Annotated in this window: 18 protein-coding genes; 11 read left to right on the top strand and 7 right to left on the bottom strand. The window is 68.0% G+C overall.

Annotation, left to right across the window (positions count from 1 at the left end; all coding sequences use genetic code 11):
- Positions 1–10 precede the first annotated feature (10 nt).
- From ACTHJF_RS04030 to ACTHJF_RS04020, 3 genes are all read right to left on the bottom strand, one after another.
- Complete coding sequence (locus ACTHJF_RS04030) at positions 11–2749, bottom strand: putative bifunctional diguanylate cyclase/phosphodiesterase (protein WP_440265966.1); 2739 nt, start codon at positions 2747–2749, stop codon at positions 11–13.
- Positions 2750–2872: 123 nt separating this feature from the next.
- Positions 2873–3649, bottom strand: coding sequence for a TenA family transcriptional regulator (locus ACTHJF_RS04025; protein WP_440265965.1), 777 nt, complete (start codon positions 3647–3649; stop codon positions 2873–2875).
- 326 nt (positions 3650–3975) lie between these two features.
- On the bottom strand, positions 3976–4926 hold the full coding sequence (locus tag ACTHJF_RS04020; protein WP_440265964.1) for a LysR family transcriptional regulator: 951 nt from the start codon (positions 4924–4926) through the stop codon (positions 3976–3978).
- Positions 4927–5051: 125 nt separating this feature from the next.
- Between ACTHJF_RS04020 and ACTHJF_RS04015 the strand changes: the two genes are divergently transcribed.
- From ACTHJF_RS04015 to ACTHJF_RS03980, 8 genes are all read left to right on the top strand, one after another.
- Positions 5052–5459 carry a DoxX family protein gene (locus ACTHJF_RS04015; RefSeq protein ID WP_440265963.1) on the top strand — a complete coding sequence of 136 codons (408 nt, stop codon included), beginning with the start codon at positions 5052–5054 and terminating at the stop codon, positions 5457–5459.
- 701 nt (positions 5460–6160) lie between these two features.
- On the top strand, positions 6161–7120 hold the full coding sequence (locus ACTHJF_RS04010; RefSeq protein ID WP_440265962.1) for a hypothetical protein: 960 nt from the start codon (positions 6161–6163) through the stop codon (positions 7118–7120).
- A gap of 87 nt (positions 7121–7207) precedes the next feature.
- Positions 7208–7885 (top strand): pyrimidine 5'-nucleotidase, encoded by a 678-nt coding sequence (gene yjjG, locus ACTHJF_RS04005; RefSeq protein ID WP_440265961.1) that lies wholly within the window; start codon positions 7208–7210, stop codon positions 7883–7885.
- 78 nt (positions 7886–7963) lie between these two features.
- The gene (locus ACTHJF_RS04000) at positions 7964–9634 is read left to right on the top strand and encodes an FAD-dependent oxidoreductase (protein ID WP_440265960.1); all 1671 of its coding nucleotides are present in this window, start codon (positions 7964–7966) and stop codon (positions 9632–9634) included.
- Entirely contained in the window at positions 9631–9837 is a 207-nt protein-coding gene (locus tag ACTHJF_RS03995) for a hypothetical protein (RefSeq protein ID WP_440265959.1), read from the top strand. The genes ACTHJF_RS04000 and ACTHJF_RS03995 overlap by 4 nt, the downstream gene beginning before the upstream one ends.
- Positions 9838–10021: 184 nt before the next feature.
- The gene (locus ACTHJF_RS03990; protein WP_440265958.1) at positions 10022–11155 is read left to right on the top strand and encodes a carboxylate-amine ligase; all 1134 of its coding nucleotides are present in this window, start codon (positions 10022–10024) and stop codon (positions 11153–11155) included.
- Positions 11152–12309, top strand: coding sequence for a hypothetical protein (locus ACTHJF_RS03985; protein ID WP_440265957.1), 1158 nt, complete (start codon positions 11152–11154; stop codon positions 12307–12309). The genes ACTHJF_RS03990 and ACTHJF_RS03985 overlap by 4 nt, the downstream gene beginning before the upstream one ends.
- 255 nt (positions 12310–12564) lie before the next feature.
- Positions 12565–13551, top strand: a complete 987-nt coding sequence (locus ACTHJF_RS03980) for an NAD-dependent epimerase/dehydratase family protein (protein WP_440265956.1) — start codon at positions 12565–12567, stop codon at positions 13549–13551.
- On the opposite strand, the gene ACTHJF_RS03975 is transcribed toward ACTHJF_RS03980, so the two are convergent.
- Complete coding sequence (locus ACTHJF_RS03975; protein WP_440265955.1) at positions 13548–14504, bottom strand: AraC family transcriptional regulator N-terminal domain-containing protein; 957 nt, start codon at positions 14502–14504, stop codon at positions 13548–13550. The two genes, ACTHJF_RS03980 and ACTHJF_RS03975, sit on opposite strands and share 4 nt — an antisense overlap.
- A 111-nt stretch (positions 14505–14615) precedes the next feature.
- Between ACTHJF_RS03975 and ACTHJF_RS03970 the strand changes: the two genes are divergently transcribed.
- A complete protein-coding gene (locus ACTHJF_RS03970) occupies positions 14616–15446 on the top strand; it encodes an oxidoreductase (RefSeq protein WP_440265954.1) in 831 nt (276 codons plus the stop codon).
- A gap of 72 nt (positions 15447–15518) precedes the next feature.
- Here ACTHJF_RS03970 and ACTHJF_RS03965 read toward each other — a convergent pair whose 3' ends face one another.
- On the bottom strand, positions 15519–16622 hold the full coding sequence (locus tag ACTHJF_RS03965) for a hypothetical protein (RefSeq protein WP_440265953.1): 1104 nt from the start codon (positions 16620–16622) through the stop codon (positions 15519–15521).
- A gap of 107 nt (positions 16623–16729) precedes the next feature.
- Positions 16730–19027, bottom strand: coding sequence for an FdhF/YdeP family oxidoreductase (locus ACTHJF_RS03960; RefSeq protein ID WP_440265952.1), 2298 nt, complete (start codon positions 19025–19027; stop codon positions 16730–16732).
- 131 nt (positions 19028–19158) lie between these two features.
- On the opposite strand from ACTHJF_RS03960, the gene ACTHJF_RS03955 reads away from it, so the two are divergent.
- Positions 19159–19365, top strand: coding sequence for a hypothetical protein (locus tag ACTHJF_RS03955; protein ID WP_440265951.1), 207 nt, complete (start codon positions 19159–19161; stop codon positions 19363–19365).
- Here ACTHJF_RS03955 and ACTHJF_RS03950 read toward each other — a convergent pair.
- A complete protein-coding gene (locus ACTHJF_RS03950) occupies positions 19362–20327 on the bottom strand; it encodes a hypothetical protein (protein WP_440265950.1) in 966 nt (321 codons plus the stop codon). The two genes, ACTHJF_RS03955 and ACTHJF_RS03950, sit on opposite strands and share 4 nt — an antisense overlap.
- Before the next feature lie 147 nt (positions 20328–20474).
- Here ACTHJF_RS03950 and ACTHJF_RS03945 point away from each other — a divergent pair, with 147 nt between their 5' ends.
- Complete coding sequence (locus tag ACTHJF_RS03945) at positions 20475–22697, top strand: penicillin acylase family protein (protein WP_440265949.1); 2223 nt, start codon at positions 20475–20477, stop codon at positions 22695–22697.
- Positions 22698–22705 lie beyond the last annotated feature (8 nt).

The following is a 22705-nucleotide window of genomic DNA, read 5'->3' as shown; positions in this document are numbered from 1 at the left end:
AGGAAACCGCTCAGCCGGCGCGTGGTGGCGGCACCAGCCGCAGCCGGGTTGGCGGATTGCTGCCGCCGGACTTGAGCATGCGCAGCAGGTCAGGCACTTCCAGCGGACGGGCATACAGATAGCCCTGCCCTTCCTCGCAGCCGGCGCGCAGCAGGAACTCGTGCTGCTCCTCGTCCTCGATGCCCTCGGCGATGGCGTAGAGCTTGAGGCTGCGCGACATCGCCAGGATCGCCTCGACGATCGCCACGTCGTCCGGGTTGCGCGGGATGCCGGTGATGAAGGTGCGGTCGATCTTCAGGCACACCACGGCCGGCAGCTTCAGATACGCCAGCGAGGAGTAGCCGGTGCCGAAGTCGTCGATCGCCACGCCCACGCCCATCGTGTGCAGCGCGTACATGGTGCGGTGGGTGCCCTCGCCCAGACGCAGGATCGCGCTCTCGGTGATCTCCAGCAGCAGGCGCTTGGGGTCCACCTGGTAATCGCGCAGCGCCGTGTGCAGCCCCTCGATGAAGGCAGGATGGCCGAACCAGCTGGCCGACACGTTCACCGCCACGCGGATCGGCGCGATGTGCTCGCGGTCCCACTGGCGGATCCAGGCACAGGCCGCGCGCAGCACCCATTCGTCGATGCGGCGGATCAGCCCGAGGCTCTCGGCCATCGGGATGAAGCTGTCGGGCATTACCAGCCCGCGCTTGGGATGCTGCCAGCGCAGCAGCGCCTCCACCGCCACGATGCGCCCGCTGCGCAGCTCCAGACTGGGCTGGAACACCAGCCGGAACTCGTCGTTGGCCAGCGCCTGGCGCAGCTCCGAAGCCAGCTGCAGGCGCTTGCGAGCATCGGCCTGCATGATCGGCGAGTAGAAGCGGAACGCGTTGCGTTCTTCGCTCTTGGCCGCGTACATCGCCGCGTCGGCGTTGGTGATCAGGGCAGCCGGATTCTCGCCGTCCAGCGGATAGCTGGCGATGCCGATACTGGCGCTGAGCACGATCTCGTAGTCGTCCACCGAGATCGGCGCGGCCAGCGCCGTAAGCAGGCGGCTGGCGATGCCGGCGGCGCCATCGCGGGTGTCGATGTTGGTGGCCAGCACGGTGAATTCGTCGCCGCCGATGCGCCCACCGACGTCGCCCTCGCCCAGCTCCGCGTTGATGCGCTCGGCGACCTTGGCCAGCAGGCGGTCGCCGATGGCGTGGCTGTAGCTGTCGTTGACGATCTTGAACGCGTCCAGATCGATGAACAGCACGGCCACGCAGCGCCGCGCCCGCGAGGCCTGCTCCAGCGCGGCCGAGCACCGGCGCTCGAACTCGGCGCGATTGGCCAGCCCGGTCAGCGGATCGTGGGTAGCCAGGTGCTCCAGCCGGCGCTGGTCGGCCTTGGTGGTGGTGATGTTGGTGAACACCGCCACGTAGTGCAGTACTTGGCCGGCATCGTCGCGGATGGCGCTGATGCTGAGCAGCTCCGGATAGGTGCTGCCGTCACGACGGCGGCTCTTCACCTCGCCGCGCCAGTTGCCGCCCAGTTCGATCGAGCGCCACACGCTGTCCGGCAGCGGCTTGTCGTCGGCCAGGCTGCGAGTGTCGTCGAAGCGCAGGCCCTGCAGGGCCTGCACGGTAAAGCCAGTGATCTCCACGTGTGCGGCGTTGACGGTGACCACCCGGCGCTCGGCGTCGGCGATGATCACGCCCTCGGCGATGCTGCCCAGCGCCTTGGCGGCCACGCGACGTTCGCGTTCCATCGCGACGCGCTCGGAAATGTCGCGCACGATCGCCTGGCTGATCTCGGTATCGCCCCAGCGCGCGATGGAGCTGCGCGTTTCCACCGGGCGCACCTGGCCGTCCCGGTCCAGCAGCGAGGTGAGTGCCACGTCGCCCTGGCGATGGCCGGGCAAGGAGAGCGTGTTGTCCACGTCCAGCGGATCGTGTGCAAACAGGGAGGAGAAATCCTTGCCAACCAGCTCGCGCTCGGTGCGGCCCGTCCACGCGGCGGCAGTGCGGTTGGCATCCAGGATGCGACCGCTGCCGCGATCGACCATGACGATGGCGTCGCCGGCGCTGTCGAACAGCAGGCGATAGCGCTCTTCGCTGCCGCGGATGCTCTCAACGATGCGCAGCGCCATCCACATCCACAACCCGGCAGCCAGGCAGAACGCGCCGAGCACGCACCAGAACAGCACCTGCCCCGCCCACACCGCACCCTTGACCATCTCCACCGAGAACAGCTCGGTGCGCGGTTGCATGTAGACGTTGAGCGCGTTGATGCGGGCGCGCAACTGCGCCACCGTCCGCAGCGGCGGCGTACCGGCGGCGTAGTCGCGCTCGAGCTGGTCGGCGATGCGCCCCAGCTCGGCGATGGACGCGTCGGTGGAGCGCCAGGCGTCCAGCGAGGCCTGCATGTGCGGGGCGCCGGTGAAGTGACGCATCATGAAAATCATGCCCGACTGGGCCGCCGGCATGATGTTGCCGCGGCGGAAGACCTCGTCGAGGTCTTCCTTGCGGTAGTGCCCGGAGGCGATCGCGTCGCGACCCCAGCGGTCGCCATCGAGCAGCTTGAAGTTGCGCCGGAAACTGGCCAGGTCGGCCGGCGCACCGCTGAGGGCATAGTTGTCGAGGTCGATCACGGCCTGCTTCTGGGCTTTGGACCAGATGCTCTCGCTGTTGAGGAAACCAGCGAGAGTCACCTGGACCTGCAGCACGCCCCAGGTCATGGCCATGATCAACACCACCGCCGACGCAAGCGCGTAGGCCAGCGGCATCAGGCGCCGTGACAGGGACCGCTGCACATTCAAACTGTTACCGACGAAACGCATTGCATGCCTGTTCGCTGAAGGACACCAACCCGTGTCCGCCGTTCCAGTTTCCCCTTCCGCGACAATCCTTTACGCCGCAGCTTCACTCAATACCAGTCGGTCCGGGCAGTTCTGGATGCATCGATCGCCCAGCAGGATCATGCTGGTGTAGCTGCGCTTGATGCACTCGGCCAGATGCGCCACGTCATCGGCCGAGGGCTCCGGTCCCATCAGCGTGCAAACGATTTCCAGGGCTTCCCACGGGTGAGTGTCGTCATAAGCGGCATGCAGGTGCAACCACTTTAATGCCGACGTACGCACTGAAGGATCAAAGCTTTCCCGATACTTCGTGTTGTCATAGATCATCTGTGACCACTCTCCGGTCACCCCTTCGATGGCGTAGTTGGTGGCGACGATACCGGCCGCGAGAGTTCCGCGGTTGCAGATGTCCTCGCACCAGCGCGACAGGCCATCGGTGCCGTGCGGCGGGTGATCGTGCAACAACCGCTCCCGCGCCACCCCCGCCCCCTCGGCCCAGCTGAGCCAGTATTCGGCGTGGTTCTGCTCCACCCGGATATTGCGCACCAACCAGCGCCGGGCCAGGTTGTCGCCCGGGCTGCGGCCGTACCGGGTTTTGAGCAGGCTCAGCGCCATGAAGCTGGGAAAGCGCTCGATGAAAGGCCACAGGCCCATCATGAAGTTGGCCGTGGACTCGTCGTCCAGGCGCAGGTCCATCATCAGCTTCCAGATCTCATGGTCGAGCACGCGCTGCTTGGTGCTCTCGCAGTCGGCCACCATGTCCTGCGCCCACTGGGGGTAGCTGGACAGCTCGGTGAGCGGGCCGGTGCGTTCGAAATGCTTGTTCATGTGTTGCTCCTTTCCTCAGACGGTTCGATGGCTGCCGGGCAGCCGACGTGCGGATGCACGCCGGACACGATGCCGTCGACCGGACAGCCGCAGTCGCCGGCAAATCGGGTATCCGCAGGGTGGGTCAGTGGGCCACCTGTCCGGGCACCTGAGGAATACACAACGCTGAGAGGAGGGTTGCCGCGGCATGCCGCGGGACCGGAGCAGCCCGGCAGGCGCTTTGGCCGCGAACGGACGAAGGCATGAGGACCCACACGGACCATGCAAAGAGAGACATCGATATCCCGGGATGGACAGCCCCCGGGCTAGGGCGATCCGCCCGATTCTTACCGCAAACGCGCTTCGCGTCGCGCCGACCGCGAGCGGGCGGGCGAGGGACTTGCGGGCGCGGGGCGGGTCGGCGGCGGTGCCAGCTCCGCACGCAGGAACTCCACGAACGTGTGGATCAGCAACGAGGACTGGCGATGCTGGGGATACACCGCGTGCACCGCGGTGACCGGCGGCCGGTAATCGTCCAGCACGGTCACCAGGGCGCCGCTGTGCAGCGCCTGCCCGACGATGAAGGTGGGCAGCCGCGCGATCCCCAAGCCCTGGATCGCCGCATCGCGCATCAGCTCGCCGTTGTTCGCCCGGTAGCGCCCGCGCACCGTCACCGGTGCCGTCAGCTTGCCGAACACCCACTCCACGTGCGGGCCGTGCCCGTACAGCAGGCACTCGTGCGTGGTCAGCTCGGCCGGCGTGGTGGGCGCGGGACGCCGTGCGAGATACCCCGGGCTGCAGCACAGCACCAAGTCCACCGGCGCAATGCTGCGGGCGATCATCGACGAATCGGCCAGCGCGCCGATGCGGATGGCCAGGTCGTAGCCCTCGCCGAGCAGGTCGACGGTGCGGTCGCTGAGATCCAGCTCGATCGCCACCTGCGGGTAGGCGGCCAGGAATTGCGCGAGCAAGGGGCTCAGATGCATGGTGCCGAAGGACATCGGCGCGGTGATGCGCAGACGTCCGCGCGCCGATTGCCCGGCCCCGGTGATGGCCTGATCGAGCTCTTCCACTTGCTGCAGGATGCGCCGCGCCTGCTCGGCGTAGGCGCGGCCCAGGTCGGTCGGCCGCAGGTGACGCGTGGTGCGTACCAGCAGCCGCGCGCCCAATTGCTCCTCCAGCGCCATCACCCGCCGGCTGATGAACTGCTTGGACAGTCCCAGCCGGTCCGCGGCCGCCGTGAAGCTGCCGGTATCCAGCGTGGCGACGAACAAGCGCATGTCATCGAGCTGACTCATTGTCAATCTCAGGCGGACGATGATACGCATGTTAGGCGATTTATCGCCTGAATTGGCGACATTAAAGTGCCCGCCACGTCACCGGCCCCCGAGCCGTTTTCCTTCCCGCCTGTCGAGGTATCGCCATGAATACGCAGAACGCTTCCACTTCCCTGCTCGCCCGCGCACTGCTGGCGAGCCTGTTCCTGATCAGCGGCTTCGGCAAGCTGGCCGCGCCGGCCGCCACCAAGGCCTACATCGCCTATGCCGGCCTGCCGCTGCCGGACCTGGCCTACGTCATTGCGGTGGTGGTCGAGGTGGGCTTCGGCCTGGCGCTACTGGCCGGTTACCGCACCCGCCTGGTGGCGGCGCTGATGGCGCTGTTCGCGGTGGCCACGGCGCTGGCCTTCCATGACCACTTCGGTGACCAGAACCAGTTCATCCACTTCCTGAAGAATCTCGCGATCGCCGGCGGTCTGCTGCAGTTCGCCGCCACCGGAGCGGGAGACTACAGCCTGGATGCCGTGCGTCAGCGGCGCCGCACGCTGGCCTGATCCACTAAAGCAAGACAAACCGATGGTCGAACCTGCCGCAAGGCGGTTCGGCCATCGGCTCTTCCATTGTTCGTGTGCGGGGCCGTAAGCAAGCCGTGGCGCGCTCCAGCATTCACGCGAAAGCGCTCGTGGCTGCGCACGTCGTCAATATTGCCGCCCTGCCCCACGGGCGGCCCCGCTTTTGGGCACACCAGGATGTGCCAGTCCGCCTCAGCAAAACGACCGGATCCACCGATTCACAAGGCATACACCTTACTGAATCAATGTATCCATATGATTTAAATAATAATTTTTGACGTACACGTACGAACGGAAGGCTGGGCCCGGCGGTCTTAACATCGATGTCGCGGTTCCAGCGCCGGTCCCGGTTTACCCTCCGCACCCCGCCCGTTTCCGTCAGGTTCCCTCCCTCGCCATCGATTCACCTGTTCCAGAACGACCAGGGACCGCGTCGATGTCGTCAGCTCAGGGACGGCCTTTCCATGCCCGGCGCGCGCCGGGATTTCTCCCCTTCGTTGCACGCCTCTGGCGCGCGCCAGGAGAGCGCGTCCCCACGGATGACCTTCACCCATGCCGGATCGGCATCACGACCTGCGCCACTTGGGACGGTGGCCGGTCGCCCCTCGACGGCCATGCGTCACGCATTGGGCCGCACTCAACACGCTGGGCCGGGATGCCCGCCTGCACTGGATACATCCCTCATGAAGAACCCTTTCACCCGCTCCACGCTGCGCCTGGCTCCGCTGGCCGCCGCGCTCTCGCTCACGGCCATCGTCCCGCTGCATGCCCAGACGGCCGTGCCGAAGACACCGATCTACGGCGTCACGCTCGACACCATCGCCCACCTCGACAAGACCATCACCTCGCTGCAGAAGCTGCCCTACCGGCCCACCGTCCGTGTGGTCTTCGACCCAGGCACCACCGCCGCCGACTACTACCCGGCCCTGGTCAAGCTGCACCAGGTCGCGTACGTGATGGGCGAGATCCTCGACTCCTCCGAGTTCCCCACCGATCTGGCCAGCTACAAGGCCCGCACGCAGAACTTCGTCTCCGGCCTCAACGGCCTGGTCGACGTCTGGGAGATCGCCAACGAGATCAACGGCGAATGGTTACGCAAGGACCCCAGCGGCAGCGACGCCACGGTGAACGCCGAAGAGGCAGCGATCGGCCAGATGGTGGCCGCCGCACACAGCATCGTGAAGGGCGTCGGCGGCAAGACCGCCATCACGCTCTACTACAACGACGACAGCAAGGGCACCAACTGCTGGGAGAAGCCGCAGGACTACTGGAAGACCTGGCCCACCAGCTTCCTTTCCGCCACCGTGCGCCAGCAGACCGACTACGTGCTCTTCAGCTACTACCCGTACAAGGACTGCCCCAACCTCAAGCCGTCGTGGAACGCCGACTTCGCCGCGCTGGAGACGATCTTCCCCAACGCCAGGGTCGGCTTCGGCGAGATCGGCACGTCGAGCAAGTCGGCACCCTACTCGGTGCAGTCGAACCTGATCACCACCTACTACCCGATGGTGAACTCCAGCACCGACCCGCGCTTCGTCGGCGGTTTCTTCTGGTGGTACTACGCCGAGGAGATGGTGCCGTACACCAACACCTACTGGACGCTGCTGCGCAACACCGTCCAGCCGTTGAAAGTGCCGAAGTAACGCGCCGGCATCATCAGCACGGCACACGGGAGCGGCGGCACGGGTTATCGTGCCGCCCTTCCCGTTTCCCGCCGTGAGCCTGACGCCTTGAACTACCGCTGGATCCTCTTCGACGCCGACGACACGCTGTTCCACTTCGACGCCTACCAGGGCCTGCGGCGCATGTTCGAGCGCCATGCGGTGGACTTCACCCAGGCGCACTACGCGCAGTACCAGGAGATCAACAAACCGCTGTGGGTGCACTACCAGAACGGCGCCATCACCGCGACCGAGCTGCAGACCACCCGCTTCGAAAGCTGGGCGCGCCAGCTCGGCGTGAGCTCGGCCGAGCTCAACGAGGCATTTTTGCTGGCGATGGCCGAGATCTGCACTTTGCTGCCCGGTGCGCAGGCGCTGATCGATGCGCTCGCCGCCGCGCAGGTGCGCATGGGCGTGATCACCAACGGCTTCACCGCGCTGCAGCTCGCACGGCTGGAGCGCACCGGCCTGCGCGGGCACTTCGACCCGCTGGTGATCTCCGAGCAGGTGGGCGTGGCCAAGCCGGACGTGCGCATCTTCGAGCACGCCCTGGCCGGCATGGGTGACCCGCCGCGCGACCAGGTGCTGATGGTGGGCGACAACCCGCATTCGGACATCGTGGGCGGCCTCGCTGCCGGCCTGCACACGTGCTGGTTCAATCCGCACGGGCACGAGGTTCCCGAAGGCATCACGCCGCACCACCAGGTGCGTTCGCTGCCCGAATTGCAGGCCCTGCTATTGGGCTGAAAACTCCCCATTCGAGGTAGCGGGTCGCGCCCGCGCGGTGCGACGATGCACGCCGGCAATAGGCGATGGGGAGACACCATGGGCACGAACACCACCGCACTGCGTCGGGCCGATCAGATGTTTCCCGTGCTGCCGCCGGAGGACATCGCGCGCATCCGGCGCTTTGGCGAGCCGCGCGACTACGCCGCCGGCGAGGCGGTGTTTCGCACCGGGCAGCGTGGCATCGGAATGATCCTGGTGCTTGCCGGCCGGGTGGACATTACTCAGCACGATGGCGCCGGCCAAGTGATGGAAATCGCCCACCACGGCCCGGGCGAATTCATGGGCGAGGTCAGTGGCCTGACCGGCAAGCCGACCCTGGTCGATGGCGTCGCCGCCGAGCCGGTGCAGGCGCTGTGGCTCAGCCCCGAGCAACTGCGGCGGCTGATCGTGGCCGAGGCGGATCTGGGTGAACGACTGATGCGCGCGCTGATCCTGCGTCGCACCAGCCTGATCGAATCCTGCGCGACCGGGCCGTTGGTGATCGCCGAGTCGGACGACCCCGGTCGCGCGCGCATCGGCAACTTCCTGCGCCGCAACGGCTTCCCGTTCCGCGCCGTCACGCCCGATCAGGACCCGGCCCTGGCCGATCTGCTGGCGCCCTACCGCGACCATCCGGAGAGCTGGCCACTGGTGCTGCTGGCTGACGGCCGCCTGCTGCGCAACCCGGCCGAGCAGGCGCTCGCCGAGGCGCTGGACATGGTCGGCAACGAGGCCGCCGAACGCATCTACGATGTCGCCGTGGTCGGCGCCGGCCCGGCCGGGCTGGCCACCGCCGTGTATGCCGCCTCCGAAGGGCTGGCCGTGGTGGTGCTCGACGCCAAGGGCTTCGGCGGCCAGGCCGGCGCCAGCGCGCGCATCGAGAACTACTTCGGCTTTCCCACCGGGATCACCGGCCAGGCGCTCACCGCGCGCGGCTTCGTGCAGGCGCAGAAGTTCGGTGCGGAGATCGCCATCCCCGCCTGCGTCGCCGCGCTGGACTGCGAGGCCGCCGACGGCATCCACCGCCTGCGCACCGAGGACGGCCGCATCTGGAGCGCGCGCACCGTGGTGATCGCCAGCGGAGCGCGCTACCGCCGCCCGCCGCTGGAGCACCTGGCCCATTTCGAGGGGCGCGGCATCTGGTATTGGGCCTCGCCGATGGAGGCGCAGCTGTGCGTTGGCCAGGAGGTGGTACTGGTGGGTGGCGGCAATTCCGCCGGCCAGGCGGCCGTCTATCTCGCGGCGCACGCGCTCAAGGTGCGCATGATGGTGCGTGCCGACGGCCTTGCCGCCACCATGTCGCGCTACCTGATCGACCGCATCGAGGCGAATCCGGCGATCGAGCTGATGATCCGCACCGAGATCGTGGCGCTGGACGGCGACGCGCGCGGCCTGCAGTCGGTGCGCTGGCGAAACCGTGACAGCGGCGAAGAGACCGAGGCGCCGATCCGCCACGTATTCCTCTTCATCGGTGCCGAGCCGGCTACCGAATGGTTGGCCAGCTGCAAGCTCGATACCGACCGCCACGGTTTCGTACAGTGCGGCGGCGACCCGGCCTACCCGCTGGCCACCAGTCGACCGGGCGTATTCGCCATCGGCGACGTGCGCGCCGGATCGGTCAAGCGCGTGGGTGGCGCCATCGGCGAGGGCGCCACCGTGGTGGCGCAGATTCACGCCTGGCTCGCGCAGCGCGTTCAGGAGGGTGCCGCGGCCGAGGTTTCCGCATGATCACGTTGCGCAATCCGCTGGGGCAGTCGCTGCTGCGGTTGCAGGGCGACATGGTGCGCAACGGCCGTGGCGATGCGCTGGCCCGCGTGGACGGCCCCACCCTGCGCAACCAGGACGGTGCCCGGCTGGCGCACGTCGACGCGATCGCATCTTCCTCTCGCCCTAGCAGCCCTAGCTGCAGCTGGCCGGCGATCGCCTGCTGACCCGCGCGGGCGTCGCCGTAGCCACGGTGGACCGTGGCACCGCGACCGAAAAGGCGCTGCTGGGGGCGGCCTTCGCGCTGTTCTGCAGCGACGGCTGATCGCGATCGCCTTGCCGCGCGACGCGTCACGCGACGCCGCCTCCGGCAAAGGTGTCTGATGCGTCTTTCCCCACAGGAGGCGCGTCATGATCACGTTGGGCATGGAAGAGGAAGTACAGGTGGTGGATGCGAGCGGCGAGCTGGTGCCGCACGACTTCACCGAGGGGCTGGCCGACTGCGCCAGCAGCGAGGGTGCGATGGATCGGGAGATCCATCGCTGCGTCATCGAACTGAAGACGCGCATCTGCCACGGCGTGCCCGACCTGGTCGCCGCACTGGGCACGCTGCGCACCCAGGCCCGGCGCAAAGCCGCGGCGCAGGGCCAGCAGATCCTGATCGCCGGTGTGCATCCCACGGCCCGCTGGCAGCAGCAGGCAATGCACGGCGGTGCGGCGTTTCCGCACTACGCGGCCCTGGTCGAGGAATACCAGGACGTCGCCCGCAGCGCCTTCAGTTTCGGCATGCACCTGCACCTGGGTTTCGCGCCCGGCGCGCCGCGCATGGCGATCTTGAACCGGCTGCGCCACGTGCTGCCCGAGGCGCTCGCGCTGTCGGCCAGCTCCCCGTTCTTCGAAGGTCGCGACACCGGACTGCACTCGTGGCGGCACAGCCTGCTCGACCGCTACCCGCGCATGGGCACGCCCGACGTATGGGACAGCGAGGCCGCCTACGACACCCATGTACAGCGCCTGCGCCGCACCGGCTGCATCGGCCCCGAGCAGGGTCTGTGGCAGGACCTGCGCCTGCACCACCGCTACGGCACGCTGGAGGTGCGCATCATGGACACGCACCCGGATCTGGCGCGTATCGGCCTGATCGCCACGCTGCTCAAATGGGAGGCCGAAACGCTGGAGCTGGAGCTCGCCCAGGGCCGCGCCGGGCCACCGTGGCCGCGTGCGTGCATCGACGAGAACAAGTGGCGCGCGCGTCGCCACGCGCTGCAGGCGCGCTGGATCGACTGGGATCGCGACGAGGAAGTGTCCACGGCGCAGCGCTTCGAGCGCTGGTGGTCGCGCCTGGCCCCACGTGCGCAGCACGCCGCCGAGCGGCATTTCTGGGAGCGCGAGCTGGCCGCCGCGCTCGACGAGGGCAGCTTCGCAGACCACCTGCGCCAGCAACTGCGGGCCGAGGGTGGCGACTGGCGCGCCACGCTGCGCTGGATGATGGCGCAGGCTAACGAGGATGCCTGTTCGTTGCCGCGCGCGGAGGGCTGGTCATGAGCCCGCTGCCGCAAGTGCACCTGCACCGGCTCGGCGCCGATGCGCTGGGCCAGGCCCTGGCCGACGTGCGCGCGCCGCATCTGCCGCAGAGCCAGATGTCCGACCACTACGCCGTCGGCAACTCCGCGCTGCATGCGGCGCTGAAGACGAAAGTGGCGCACCTGGTCGACGCGCTCGGCCCGCAGTTGCGCCGGCCGCGTCCGCACTGGCACGGCGCGCAGGCCGACGTGCTGGCGCTGGACCTGGCCTTCGTCGAGCATCCACGGCAGCCGTTCGAGCTGGCCTGGGTGGAGATCCAGGCGTTCACCTCGATGCTCCCGACCTTCCACACCCTGCATCAGGCACAGCGCCGCCTGCATCGGCTGGACCGCCACTGGTTGCCGCACGATCCCGTGCCCCATGCCGGGGACTGGGCCAGTCACCTGCGCCGCTGGGTGGCGCCAAAGCCGGCCACCGTGCTGATCGAGGATCGCCCGCGCGAGCGCGCCACCTGGCCCGACCTCGACGCCGCGCGCCACTGGTGGCAGGTGGCCGTGCACGACTGGAGCGAACTGATCCCCGCGCACGGAATGCTCTATCACCCGGGCACGGCGCGCCACTTCGGGCACGTGTGGAACCGGCTGATCCTGTCCGACCTGTCGCCGTTCGAGCGCCGCCGCGCCGAGGCCACGCTGATCGCCGCCGACCGCATCAGCTGGCACAGCCACCCGGCCTGGTACGAAGGCATCCACAAAGGCAGCCTGGCCGACGTCGCCCTGGCCGAACACGAAGCCTGCCACTGGGTGGAATCCAGCCCGCTATGCGCCAATGGCTGGCAGGCGGCCGACACCTGGGTGGCCAAGGCGGTGGGCGGCCATTCCGGCAGCGGCCTGCTGCTCACGCCCACCGCCGAACAACTCGCTGCCCTACCCACCCCGCGCCAGTGGATCGTGCAGAACCGCTTTCGCCAGACTCCGATCGGCGCGCATCCGGACACCGGCTTGCCGCTGTTCGGCGAGGTGCGCTGCATGCTCGGCCTGGAACAGGACCGCCCACCGTGGGTGATGGCCTGGATCCTGCGCCTGTCCACCAACGGCATCGCCACACTCACCGGCCGGCAGACCGTGCCTGGCGAAGGTATGACGATGCTGTATTTCGACAGGAGCGAGGCATGAGGCATCCGCGCGCCACCACCGCAGCGCTCCGTCGCCCACACGGTGGGCTCCTACAAGAGCCCCTTCCTGTAGGAGCGCACCCCGTGCGAGACATGCTGGCCCGGCATGCTGGCCCGGTATGCGGTTGCCGTGGACCTGCGCTTCGACTTCGCTCGCTGACGCAAGCTACGCTCGGCGCGAACGGGCATCGAACACGGGAGACATCATGAGCCGCAGGAAGAGTGCGCCATCCACAAGGCTGGGTAAGACGCGCGCATGAGCACGGTCTTCCTTACCGGCGCCAGCGGTTTTCTGGGCGGTCACCTGTTGCGCGAACTGCTCGCCGCAGGACATGAAGTGCGCGCGCTGTCGCGCAGCGTGGCGACCGACGCCGAGATCGCCGCCGCGGGCGGACGCCCGGTACATGGCGATCTCGCCGATGCGGCGATGCTGGCGCGAGGGATGGCCGACTGCGATGCGGTGTTCCACGCCGCGGCCGACACCAGCATGTGGCGCCAGCACGCTGCACGGCAAACCGCCACCAACGTCACCGGCACCGAGAACCTGCTGCGCGCGGCGAAACAGGCGGGCGTCGCCGCGTTCCTGCACACCTCCTCGGTTTCGGCGTACTCGCACATGGCGCATGGCACGATCAGCGAAGCCACGCCGCAGCGCGGCGGCGAGAGCTGGGTCAACTACGAGCGCAGCAAGTACCTCGCCGAGCAGGTGGTGCGAAGCAGCGCGATGCCGTGGATCGTGTTCAACCCCTCGCACATCCTCGGCCCCGGCGATCGGCACAACTGGTCGCGGCTGATCCGCCTGGTCGACGCGCAGCAGCTTCCCGGCATTCCCCCGGGCATCGGCGCCTTCGCCGACGTGCGCGAGATCGCCCGGGCGCAGGTGCGGGCCTGGCAGCGCGGGCAATTCGGCGAGACTTATCTGCTCGGCGGCGAGCAGGCGAGCTTCGTCGATTTCGTCCACCGCGTCGGCACGGCGCTGGGCCGACGCACGCCGCGTAGCGCCACGCCGGCATGGGTGCTGATGGCCTACGCACGGGTACTCGACCGGCTCTCGCGCCTCACCGGTCGCGAACCGCAGGTCACGCCCGAGGGTGCCGCCCTCACCTCGCACGTGCTGCGGGTGGATTCGAGCAAGGCGCGGCGCGAGCTGGATTACGTGGAGACCCCGCTCGACGCGCTGCTGGCCGACACCCTGGTGTGGATGCGCGACGAGGGCATGCTGACCGCTCGCCAGCCGGCCTAGTGTGACGACACGTAATCGGCATTGGCGTGCGCCGGCGGCACGGAGAAACTCGCCCGCATGCGCCGCGCTTCCGCCGCCGGCGGCAACCCGAACAGCCGCCGGAACTCCCGGTTGAACTGCGAGGCGCTCGCGTAGCCCACGGCATGACTGGCCGCCTCGGCCGTCATGTCCTGGCGCACCATCAGCAAGCGTGCCTGGTGCAGCCGCGTGGACTTCACGTACTGCATCGGCGACGTCTGGGTGATCGCTTTGAAATGACTGTGGAACGTGGGCACGCTCATGCCCGCCTCATCGGCCAGTTGTGCCAGGCCGAGCGGCTGCGCGTAGCTGGCGTGGATGCGCCGCAGCGCCTTGCCGATCTTGCCAAATTGCCCCTGCATCGCCAGCGCCGAGCGCATTGCCGGACCCTGCGCGCCGGTGAGCACGCGGAAGTACAGCTCGCGCACCAGTGCATGGCCCAGCACCTTGGCATCGAGCGGGCGGTTCAGCGCATCCAGCAGACGCAGCACCGTGGCGCGCAGCCCGGCGTCCAACGGGCTGGAAACCATGCTCTGCGGCGCATCCGCGATCGGCGGCACGGGATGCCGATCGATCTGGATCATCAGTTCCGCCGCGAGCCGGAAATCCAGGTGCAGGTAGATCGCCAGCAACGGCCGCTCCGCCATCGCCTCGGTCTCCATCGTGAAAGGCACCGGCACCGCCACGGCGAGGTAGTGCTGCTCGTCGTACAGATAGACCTGGTTGCCGAAATAGCCGCGCTTGCGGCCCTGGCCGACGATCACGATGCCCGGGTCGTACAGCACCGGCGTGCGCGCCAGGGCGCGGTCCGAACGCAGGATGCGCACATCGGGCAAGGCGGCGAGGTTGTATCCCTCCTGCGGAGCCAGCGCGCGCAGCAAGTCCGCCATCGGCTGTCGCGCACCCGGTCGCGTGCCGGGATCGGCTTTTTTCATGCGAGGCCACCAGGTCATAGAAATAGGCAATACAAGGAGAATACCCGGCCTCGAACCGCGCGCGGCCGCAACGCACCATGACGCCCTCTTCGGCCACCATGGAACGAATTCATGACAGCGACAAAGACCTTGCTCATCACCGGCGTCAGCAGCGGCTTCGGTCGGGCGCTCGCGCAGGAGGCCCTGGCGGAAGGGCATCGCGTGGTCGGCACCGTGCGCAGCGAAAAGGCCAAACGCGAGTTCGAAGCCCTTGGGCCGAAGGCGGTCGGCCGCGTGCTCGATGTGACGGAATTCGAGGCTATCAATGGGGTCGTCGCTGAGATTGAGGCCTCGACCGGGCCGGTCGATGTGCTAGTCAACAATGCCGGCTACGGCCACGAAGGGGTGCTCGAGGAATCCCCGCTGGCCGAAATGCGTCACCAGTTCGACGTGAACGTATTCGGCGCCGTGGCCATGATCAAAGCCGTGCTGCCCCACATGCGCGAGCGACGCCAGGGACACATCCTCAACATCACCTCGATGGGCGGCTTCATCACCCTGCCGGGCATCACCTATTACTGCGGAAGCAAGTTCGCCCTGGAGGGCATCTCCGAAGCTTTGGGCAAGGAACTGGCCCCGTTCGGTATCGCCGTGACCGCGGTCGCGCCCGGCTCGTTTCGTACCGATTGGGCCGGCCGTTCGATGGTGCGCACACCACGCTCCATTCCGGACTACGACCCGTTGTTCGATCCGATCCGCCAGGCGCGCGAGGAAAAGAGCGGCCGGCAACTGGGGGATCCGGTAAAAGCGGCGCGCGCGATGCTGGCTGTCATCGCCAGCGACGCCCCGCCGGCGCACCTGCTGCTGGGCAGCGATGCGCTGGAACTGGTCCGCGGCAAACTCACGGCGCTCGCCACGGACATCGACACCTGGGAATCGATCACGCGCTCGACCGACGGTTGAGCTTAGCCGCCGACTTCCCAAAGGCTAAAGCCATCGCCGAAGGCGCCCAGGAGAAGGCACCACACCACTCGCTTACTCCGACACCGCCAACACGCACTCGTCCGCACCCCACGCCCGGCAGCAGACGTTGAACAGGCTCACTTCGTGCGAAGGCAGTACGGGCGTCAGCACGCCATGCAGCAGACCGGAGAAGAAGGCACAGCCGGAGTGACCGGCCTGGGTGCACAACGGACTCTCGCGCAGGTGCAGTTGGCTGCCTTGGGCGTCGACTGTCACCAGCGCGCTCAACGCGCGTACGCCGGCGCTGGCGATCGCCTCGTCGAGTGATCCAACTATGGTCGAGCCGGGTTCACGCATCGCCAGCCACTCGCCGATGCGTTGGCCTGCCAGCTGCAGAGTCGGCTCGCGGGCGCCGGGAGCCAGCGTGCGGTCCAGGTCCAGCAACGCAGGTACGAGCCGCTGCGGATAGAGCTCATCCACGTCCGCCAGCAGTCGTGCCACGGCGGTCACGTCCGGTGGCAGCGGCGTGATCTCCACGTAGGGGTCCAGCGGTGCTGGCGCGGGGGCCGGGGGCGGCGGTGGCTGTGGCAGCGCGAACTCCGGATCCGTCACCCATAGCGGCTCCGGCTTCGCTGGTGGCGGAGGCGGCTCGACTTGCAGCGGCGAGCCGAGCGGCGACGGTGACCCGGACGGCAGCAAGGGCTCGCCCTGCAGAATCGGCTCGGCCTCCACGCGCGGCTCCACGCGCGAAATCGGCGGAACGGCGTCGAAGGCCGCAGCGAGCGCCGGAGCCGGAGCCGCATCGAAGGCTGGCGGCATCGGGCGTTTGGGGGCGGCCGGTGCAGGCTGCGCTGGCGGCAGGGGCTCCGGGGCCGGCGGTGGCACGTAGTCGGAGTGGTCGATCCGCCGCGTCAACGCGAAGTGCGGGCGCATCTGCGCCCCATCCGCCGGTGCGATCTCGAAGCTGATCACCCGCTCGTGCTCGCCCAGCGCGCCATCCAGCGCCCGCTGGCGCCGCGCCGGCCCGCTGATTAGCAGGGTGAGCAGCGCGCCATGCGGGTCGGGCACCAGGCGCTGGCGCTGCAGGGTGAATCCACTGGCCGAAACGATCCGGCCGATTTCCATGAGCAGACCCTCACGCGTGTGCGCGAGGACCTGCACTTCCAGCTCGATCATCAGGCCCCCCTGTCTTCGATGCCGGTGATGCGTTGTGTTGTTTCGCTACCTTGCCACGAAACGCGCATCCGGAACCGTGATCGGAGGCGGCGCATCGCCACGAGCGATCACGGTTCCGTGCGACGGATGCGCACCGGCACGCCCTTGGAAGCCGGCGTCTTCGAGGCCTGATCGTGGTACCACAGCGGCACCAGGGGGTTCATTTCCGGGTAGTAGCCGCCGAGGCAACCATCGGGAAGGTTGAAGGCGACGACGGTCAGGCCGTTCACTTCGCGCTGCACATCGTCGCCCGCATCGCCGACCAGGCTCACCACGTCGCCTTCCTCGAGGCCGGCGCGCTCCATCTCCGCCGGATTGATCAGCACGATCTCGCGCGAGCCCTCCAGCCCGCGCAGGCGGTCGCTGTGGCCGTAGATGGTGGTGTTGAACTGGTCGTTGGAGCGCAGCGTAATCAGGTGATAGCGGCCCGGCGCCTCGCCCACGCCCAGCGAGGACAGCACGCTGGGATCGGTAAACTCGGCCTTGCCGCTGTCGGTCTTCCAGATACGCTCGTGCGCAGCGTTGCCGCGATAGAAGCCGCCGGGCTGGAACATGCGCTGGTTGAAATCGTGGAACTGCTCCGGGTAGGTCTCGGCGATCAGATCGCGGATCCGGCTGTAGTCGGCGATCCAGGCGTCCCACTGCAGCTTGGGGTTGGCCGCCAACGTGGCCTTGGCCATGCCGGCGACGATCGCCGGTTCGGACAGCAGGTGTTCGCTGGCCGGCTTGCGCTTGCCGATCGAGCCGTGGATGTGGCTGAAGCTGTCCTCGATCGACACCGACTGCGGCCCGCTCTGCTGCATGTCCTCCTCCGGGCGGGCCAGGCACGGCAGCAGGTAGGACACGCGCCCGTGCACCAGATGGCTGCGGTTGAGCTTGGTGGCGATGTAGACCGTGAGCGCCTGCTGGCGCCAGGCCGGCTCCATCACGTCGCGGTCGGGGATGGCGCGCACGAAGTTGCCACCCAGACTGACGAAGCCCTGCACACTGCCGTCGCGGATGCCCTCGCACGCGTCCACCGTAGTCAGGCCTTTTTCGCGCGGCGGCTCGAAATCGAACATCTCGGCGAGCCGGTCCAGCGGCACCAGCTCGGGCTTTTCCGAAATGCCCACGGTGCGCTGCCCTTGCACGTTGGAGTGCCCGCGCACCGGCGAGATGCCGGCGCCTTCGCGGCCGATGTTGCCGCGCATCAGCAGCAGATTCACCAGCATGCCGATGGCCTGCGAGCCGTGCACGTGCTGGGTGAGACCCATGCCGTACACGCCGATCACCCGCTCCGACTCGACATAGACGTCCGCCGCCGCCTCCAGGTCGGCACGGGTCAGTCCGGAGGCGCGCTCGATCTCGTCCCAGCCGGTGGCGCGCGCCTTGGCGACGAACGCCTCGAAGCCCTTCGTGTGCTGCTCGATGAAGGCGGCATCGAGCACGCGCGGGCCACCGGCCGCCTGCGCCGCGTCGTCGGCCACCAGCACGCGTTTGCACAGCCCCATCAAGGCCGCGATATCACCGCCGGGTTTCACCTGCAGGTACATGTGGGCCAGCTCGGTGGCATGCCCGGTAAGCATCTGCGCGGGATTCTGCGGATTGATGAAGCGCACCAGCCCCTGCTCGCGCACCGGGTTGAACACCACGATGCGGCAGCCGCGCTCGACCGCGCTCTTGAGGCCGTGCAGGAAGCGCGGGCTGTTGGTGCCGGGGTTCTGGCCGAAATAGAAGATGGCGTCGCAGTGCTCGAAGTCTTCCAGGATGCAGGTGCCCACCGGCGAGCCGGTGACCTTCTTCAGGCCGACCGAGGTAGTCTCGTGGCACATGTTGGAGCTGTCCGGCAGGTTGTTGTTGCCGTACAACCGGGCGAACAGCGCGTAGAGATACGACGCTTCCAGCGAGGCCTTGCCCGAGGCGTAGAACACCACCGACTTCGGCGCCAGCGCGTTGAGCTCGCGGGCGATGCCGGTGAAGGCCTCGTCCCAGCGGCAGGCGACGTACTTGTCGCTGGCCGGGTCGTAGCGCAGCGGCTCGGTCAGGCGCCCCTGCATCTCCAGGTCGTAGTCGGCCCAGTCCAGCAGTTCGGTGACGGTGTGCTCGGCGAAGAATTCCGGGGTGCAGCGATCGCGGGTGAGATCCCAGATGGTGGCCTTGGCGCCGTTCTCACAGAACTCGAACGGGTACGGGTGGGCCGGCTTGCCCCAGGCGCAGGAACTGCACATGTAACCGCCGGCCTTGTTCTGGCGCATCAGCGTCTCGGCGACCGCGGGCGTGGACAGCTCGCGCGCGAACACCTTGCCCATGCCCTTGAGCGAACCCCAGCCGCCGGCCGGGCCTTCGTACTGGATGGATTCGTCGTAGTTGTCGTGCTTGTCGCTCATGCCCGCCTCCAAACCCGTGCCAAGGGCGGAGCGTAGGCAGGCGCAACGGGAGGCGGCGTGAAGATGGCGCGCGCCGGGTCGCACGAGGATCCTGGCCGAGCGCGCGGGCATGACCAAGCAGAGCCTACCTGGTGGGTGCGCTCACCCAATCGGGCCACCTCACCAACGTCGCCGATCCGTACGATGGCCGCGCCAAGCGGGTGCTGTTGACCCGCCGCGGCATCAAGGCGATGGCCACGCTGATCGCGTTGAGCGCCACGTTCGAACAACGCCTGGCCGAGCGGCTGGTTCGGCTTGCACGACGCGCCCCGAGGCCTCTACCGCTTTCTCCTTGTTAGGGTTCGACAGCTCTCGTGCAGCCGCGCGCGCAGTCGAACCAGGCGGTGGCGTGCGGGTAGTCCAGCGTCATGCGGAAGTGATCGAACACATTGCCGCCGATCGCGCCTTCCGGCGGCTTGTCCATCATCTGCGCCATGAACTGGTGGAAATTCTTGTCTGGCCGCTCGGTGAACCACACCGGCCCCACCGTCCAACCGGCAATCACCAGTTTCGGCACCTCGATCAGCCGCATCACGTGTGACGGGCCGAACAGATCGTCGCCCTGCGTCACCACGCGCCAGTCCGGATGCGCGGCATGCCAGCGATCCAGCATGCTGGTGGTGATGTAGCTGGTGACGCCGAAGCCATGCACGGTCTCGGTGCCGACGATGCGCTTGCCCTCCGCCGTGGGATGCGCCGTGGCGCCCGTGTCGAGCAGAAAGTCGATCGGCTGGCCGTCGACCTGCACTACGATGCGCGGGAAATACAGGGCGGGCTCTCCTGCCTCATGCCGGAAACCCAGCGGCGTGCGGTGCGTGCCTACCGCAGGTGCCCAGTGACCGCCTTCGGCGACGAGGCGGTGCGCGGGATAGTCGAACGTCCACGCACGGGTGCCGAGGTAGCTCGCTCCAAGCTGCCCGTCTTCCCCGGTCTTCTCGTGCGGCACCTCGTTGATCATCACCGAGCCACCGCAGGCGCCCTGCGGCACAGGCAACCCAGCGCCGGGCTCGAACGTCGGCGCCGGCGCCACCCTGATCGAGGCGTCTTCGGCGCACGGCCCCGCCTTCAGATGCAGGTGGCTCGCGGTGCCGGCGGTGATCCAGTACATGCCGGCCGCACCGCCGCCACCGGTATCGACCAGCAGGTGCAGCGACTGCCCACCGGTAGTCTGCGGGGTGGCGTAGAAATGGCCGGCCTCGTACTGGGTGGGCACGGCCTGGGCCGTGGTGGCCGTTGCCGCGGCAAGCATGAGCGCGAGCATGCAGGTGTCCTCCATGGTTGACCGGGCCGATCGTGCGCCCCGCGCGCCAGCGCCGTCATATGCCAAAGGTGCCGTGCGCCGGCGTACCGTCGCCAAGCGCGGCCGACTGGGGTACATAAGACGGATTCGTGACCCGAGGGGAGCTTCATGCTGACTTGTCCGACGACTGCGGCGGCGCCGCGCTCCGCCCATCTCGCCATTGCAGCGGCCGCCTTCGCCGTGAGCCTGCTGGCGGGCGCCCCGGCACACGCCGATGAAGGCGCGCGTATCCCCTGGCAGCGCGAAGCGCAGGCGGTAACGATCACCCGCGACGACTGGGGCATCGCCCACGTGCACGGCAAGACCGACGCCGACGCGGTATTCGGCATGGCCTACGCGCAGGCCGAGGACGACTTCCACCGCGTGGAAACCAACTACCTGCTCTCGCTCGGCCGCATGGCCGAGGCCAAGGGTGAATCGGCGATCTGGCTGGATCTGCGCCAGCAGTTGTTCATCGATCCGGTCGAGCTGCAGAAGCTCTACGGTCAGAGCCCGGCGTGGCTGCGCCGGCTGATGGACGCCTGGGCGGACGGCCTGAACTACTACCTTGCCACGCATCCGGACGTGCATCCGGAAGTGATCACCCATTTCGAACCGTGGATGGCGCTCTCGTTCACCGAGGGCAGCATCGGCGGCGACATCGAGCGGGTCGATCTCAAGCAGCTCAAGGATTTCTACGGCCAGCCCGCGGATGCGCCGTTGGCGCAGGTGGAGGTGAAACCCAGCTGGGCCGAGCCGACCGGCTCCAACGGCATCGCCATCGCACCGAAGCTCACCGCCGACGGCCACGCGCTGCTGCTGATCAACCCGCATACCTCGTTCTTCTTCCGCTCCGAACTGCAGATGACCAGCGACGAGGGGCTCGACGCGTACGGCGCGGTCACCTGGGGCCAGTTCTTCATCTACCAGGGCTTCAACCAGCACGTGGGCTGGATGCACACCTCCACCGGCCTGGACGCGGTGGACGAGTTCGCCGAGACCATCGTGCGCAAGGACGGCAAGCCGTTCTATCGCTACGGCAAGGAACTGCGCCCAATGACCTCGCGAGAGATCACGCTGGTCTACCGCGCGAAGGACGGCTCGATGGCCAAGCGCACCTTCACTGCGTACTTCACCCACCACGGCCCGATCGTGCGCAAGGACGGCGACACCTGGGTCGCCGAGGCGCTGATGAACACGCCGATCCCGGCGTTGGAGCAGAGCTGGCTGCGCACCAGGACGCACGACCTGGCCAGCTACATGAAGGTAGCCGAGCTCAAGGCCAACTCGTCGAACAACACGCTGTTCGCCGACGATAAGGGTGAGACGGCGTTCCTGATGCCACAGTTCGTGCCCAAGCGCGATAACCGCTTCGATTACACGAAGCCCGTGGACGGCTCCGACCCGGCCACCGACTGGCACGGCCTCACCCCGCTGAGCCAGCTGCCGCAGGTGGTGAACCCGTCCAACGGCTGGGCCTTCAACACCAACGACTGGCCCTACTCCGCCGCCGGCCCCAACAGCCCGAAGCAGGCCGACTTCCCGCGCTACATGGACACCTTCGGCGAGAACCCGCGCGGCCTGCACGCCACGCGCCTGCTCACCGGCGCCAAAGAGGTGACGCGCTCGTCGCTGATCAGCATGGCGTTCGACTCCTACCTGCCGGCCTTCGCGCGCCAGCTGCCGGTGCTGATCCACGATTACGACGCGCTGCCGGCGAGCGATCCGCTCAAGAACAAGCTGCGCGGCCCGATCGCCCTGCTGCGCACGTGGGACTACCGCTGGGGCATCGCCTCGATGCCGACCACGCTGGCGGTGTTCTGGGGCGACACGCTGTGGGACGAGGTGAGCAAGGCGGACACCGCCGAAGGCCTGTCGATCTACGACGTGATGGCCGAGAAGGCCGGCCCGCAGCAACGCCTGCATGCGCTGGCCGAAGCGGTCGATCGCCTCGAACACGACTTCGGCCACTGGGGCGTGCCGTGGGGTGAGGTAAACCGCTTCCAGCGCCTCACCGGCGACATCCAGCAGCCGTTCGACGACGCCAAGCCGAGCATCCCGGTGCCGTTTACCTCCTCGCGCTGGGGCTCGCTGGCCTCCTTCGGCGCGCACCGCTGGCCGGGCACGAAGCGCTACTACGGCACCAGCGGCAACAGCTTCGTGGCGGTGGTGGAGTTCGGCCCGAAGGTGAGCGCCCGCGCGATCACCGCCGGCGGCGAGAGCGGCCATCCGGAGTCGAAGCACTTCAACGACGAGGCCGAGCGCTACACCACCGGCAACCTGCGCGAGGTGTACTTCTGGCCCGAGCAGCTCAAGGGCCACACCGAGCGCGTCTACCACCCGGGCCAGTGATGCAACGC

The organism is Dyella sp. (assembly GCF_051962475.1).
Lineage (GTDB): Bacteria > Pseudomonadota > Gammaproteobacteria > Xanthomonadales > Rhodanobacteraceae > Dyella_A.
This window is presented reverse-complemented; position numbering and strand designations above follow the sequence as displayed.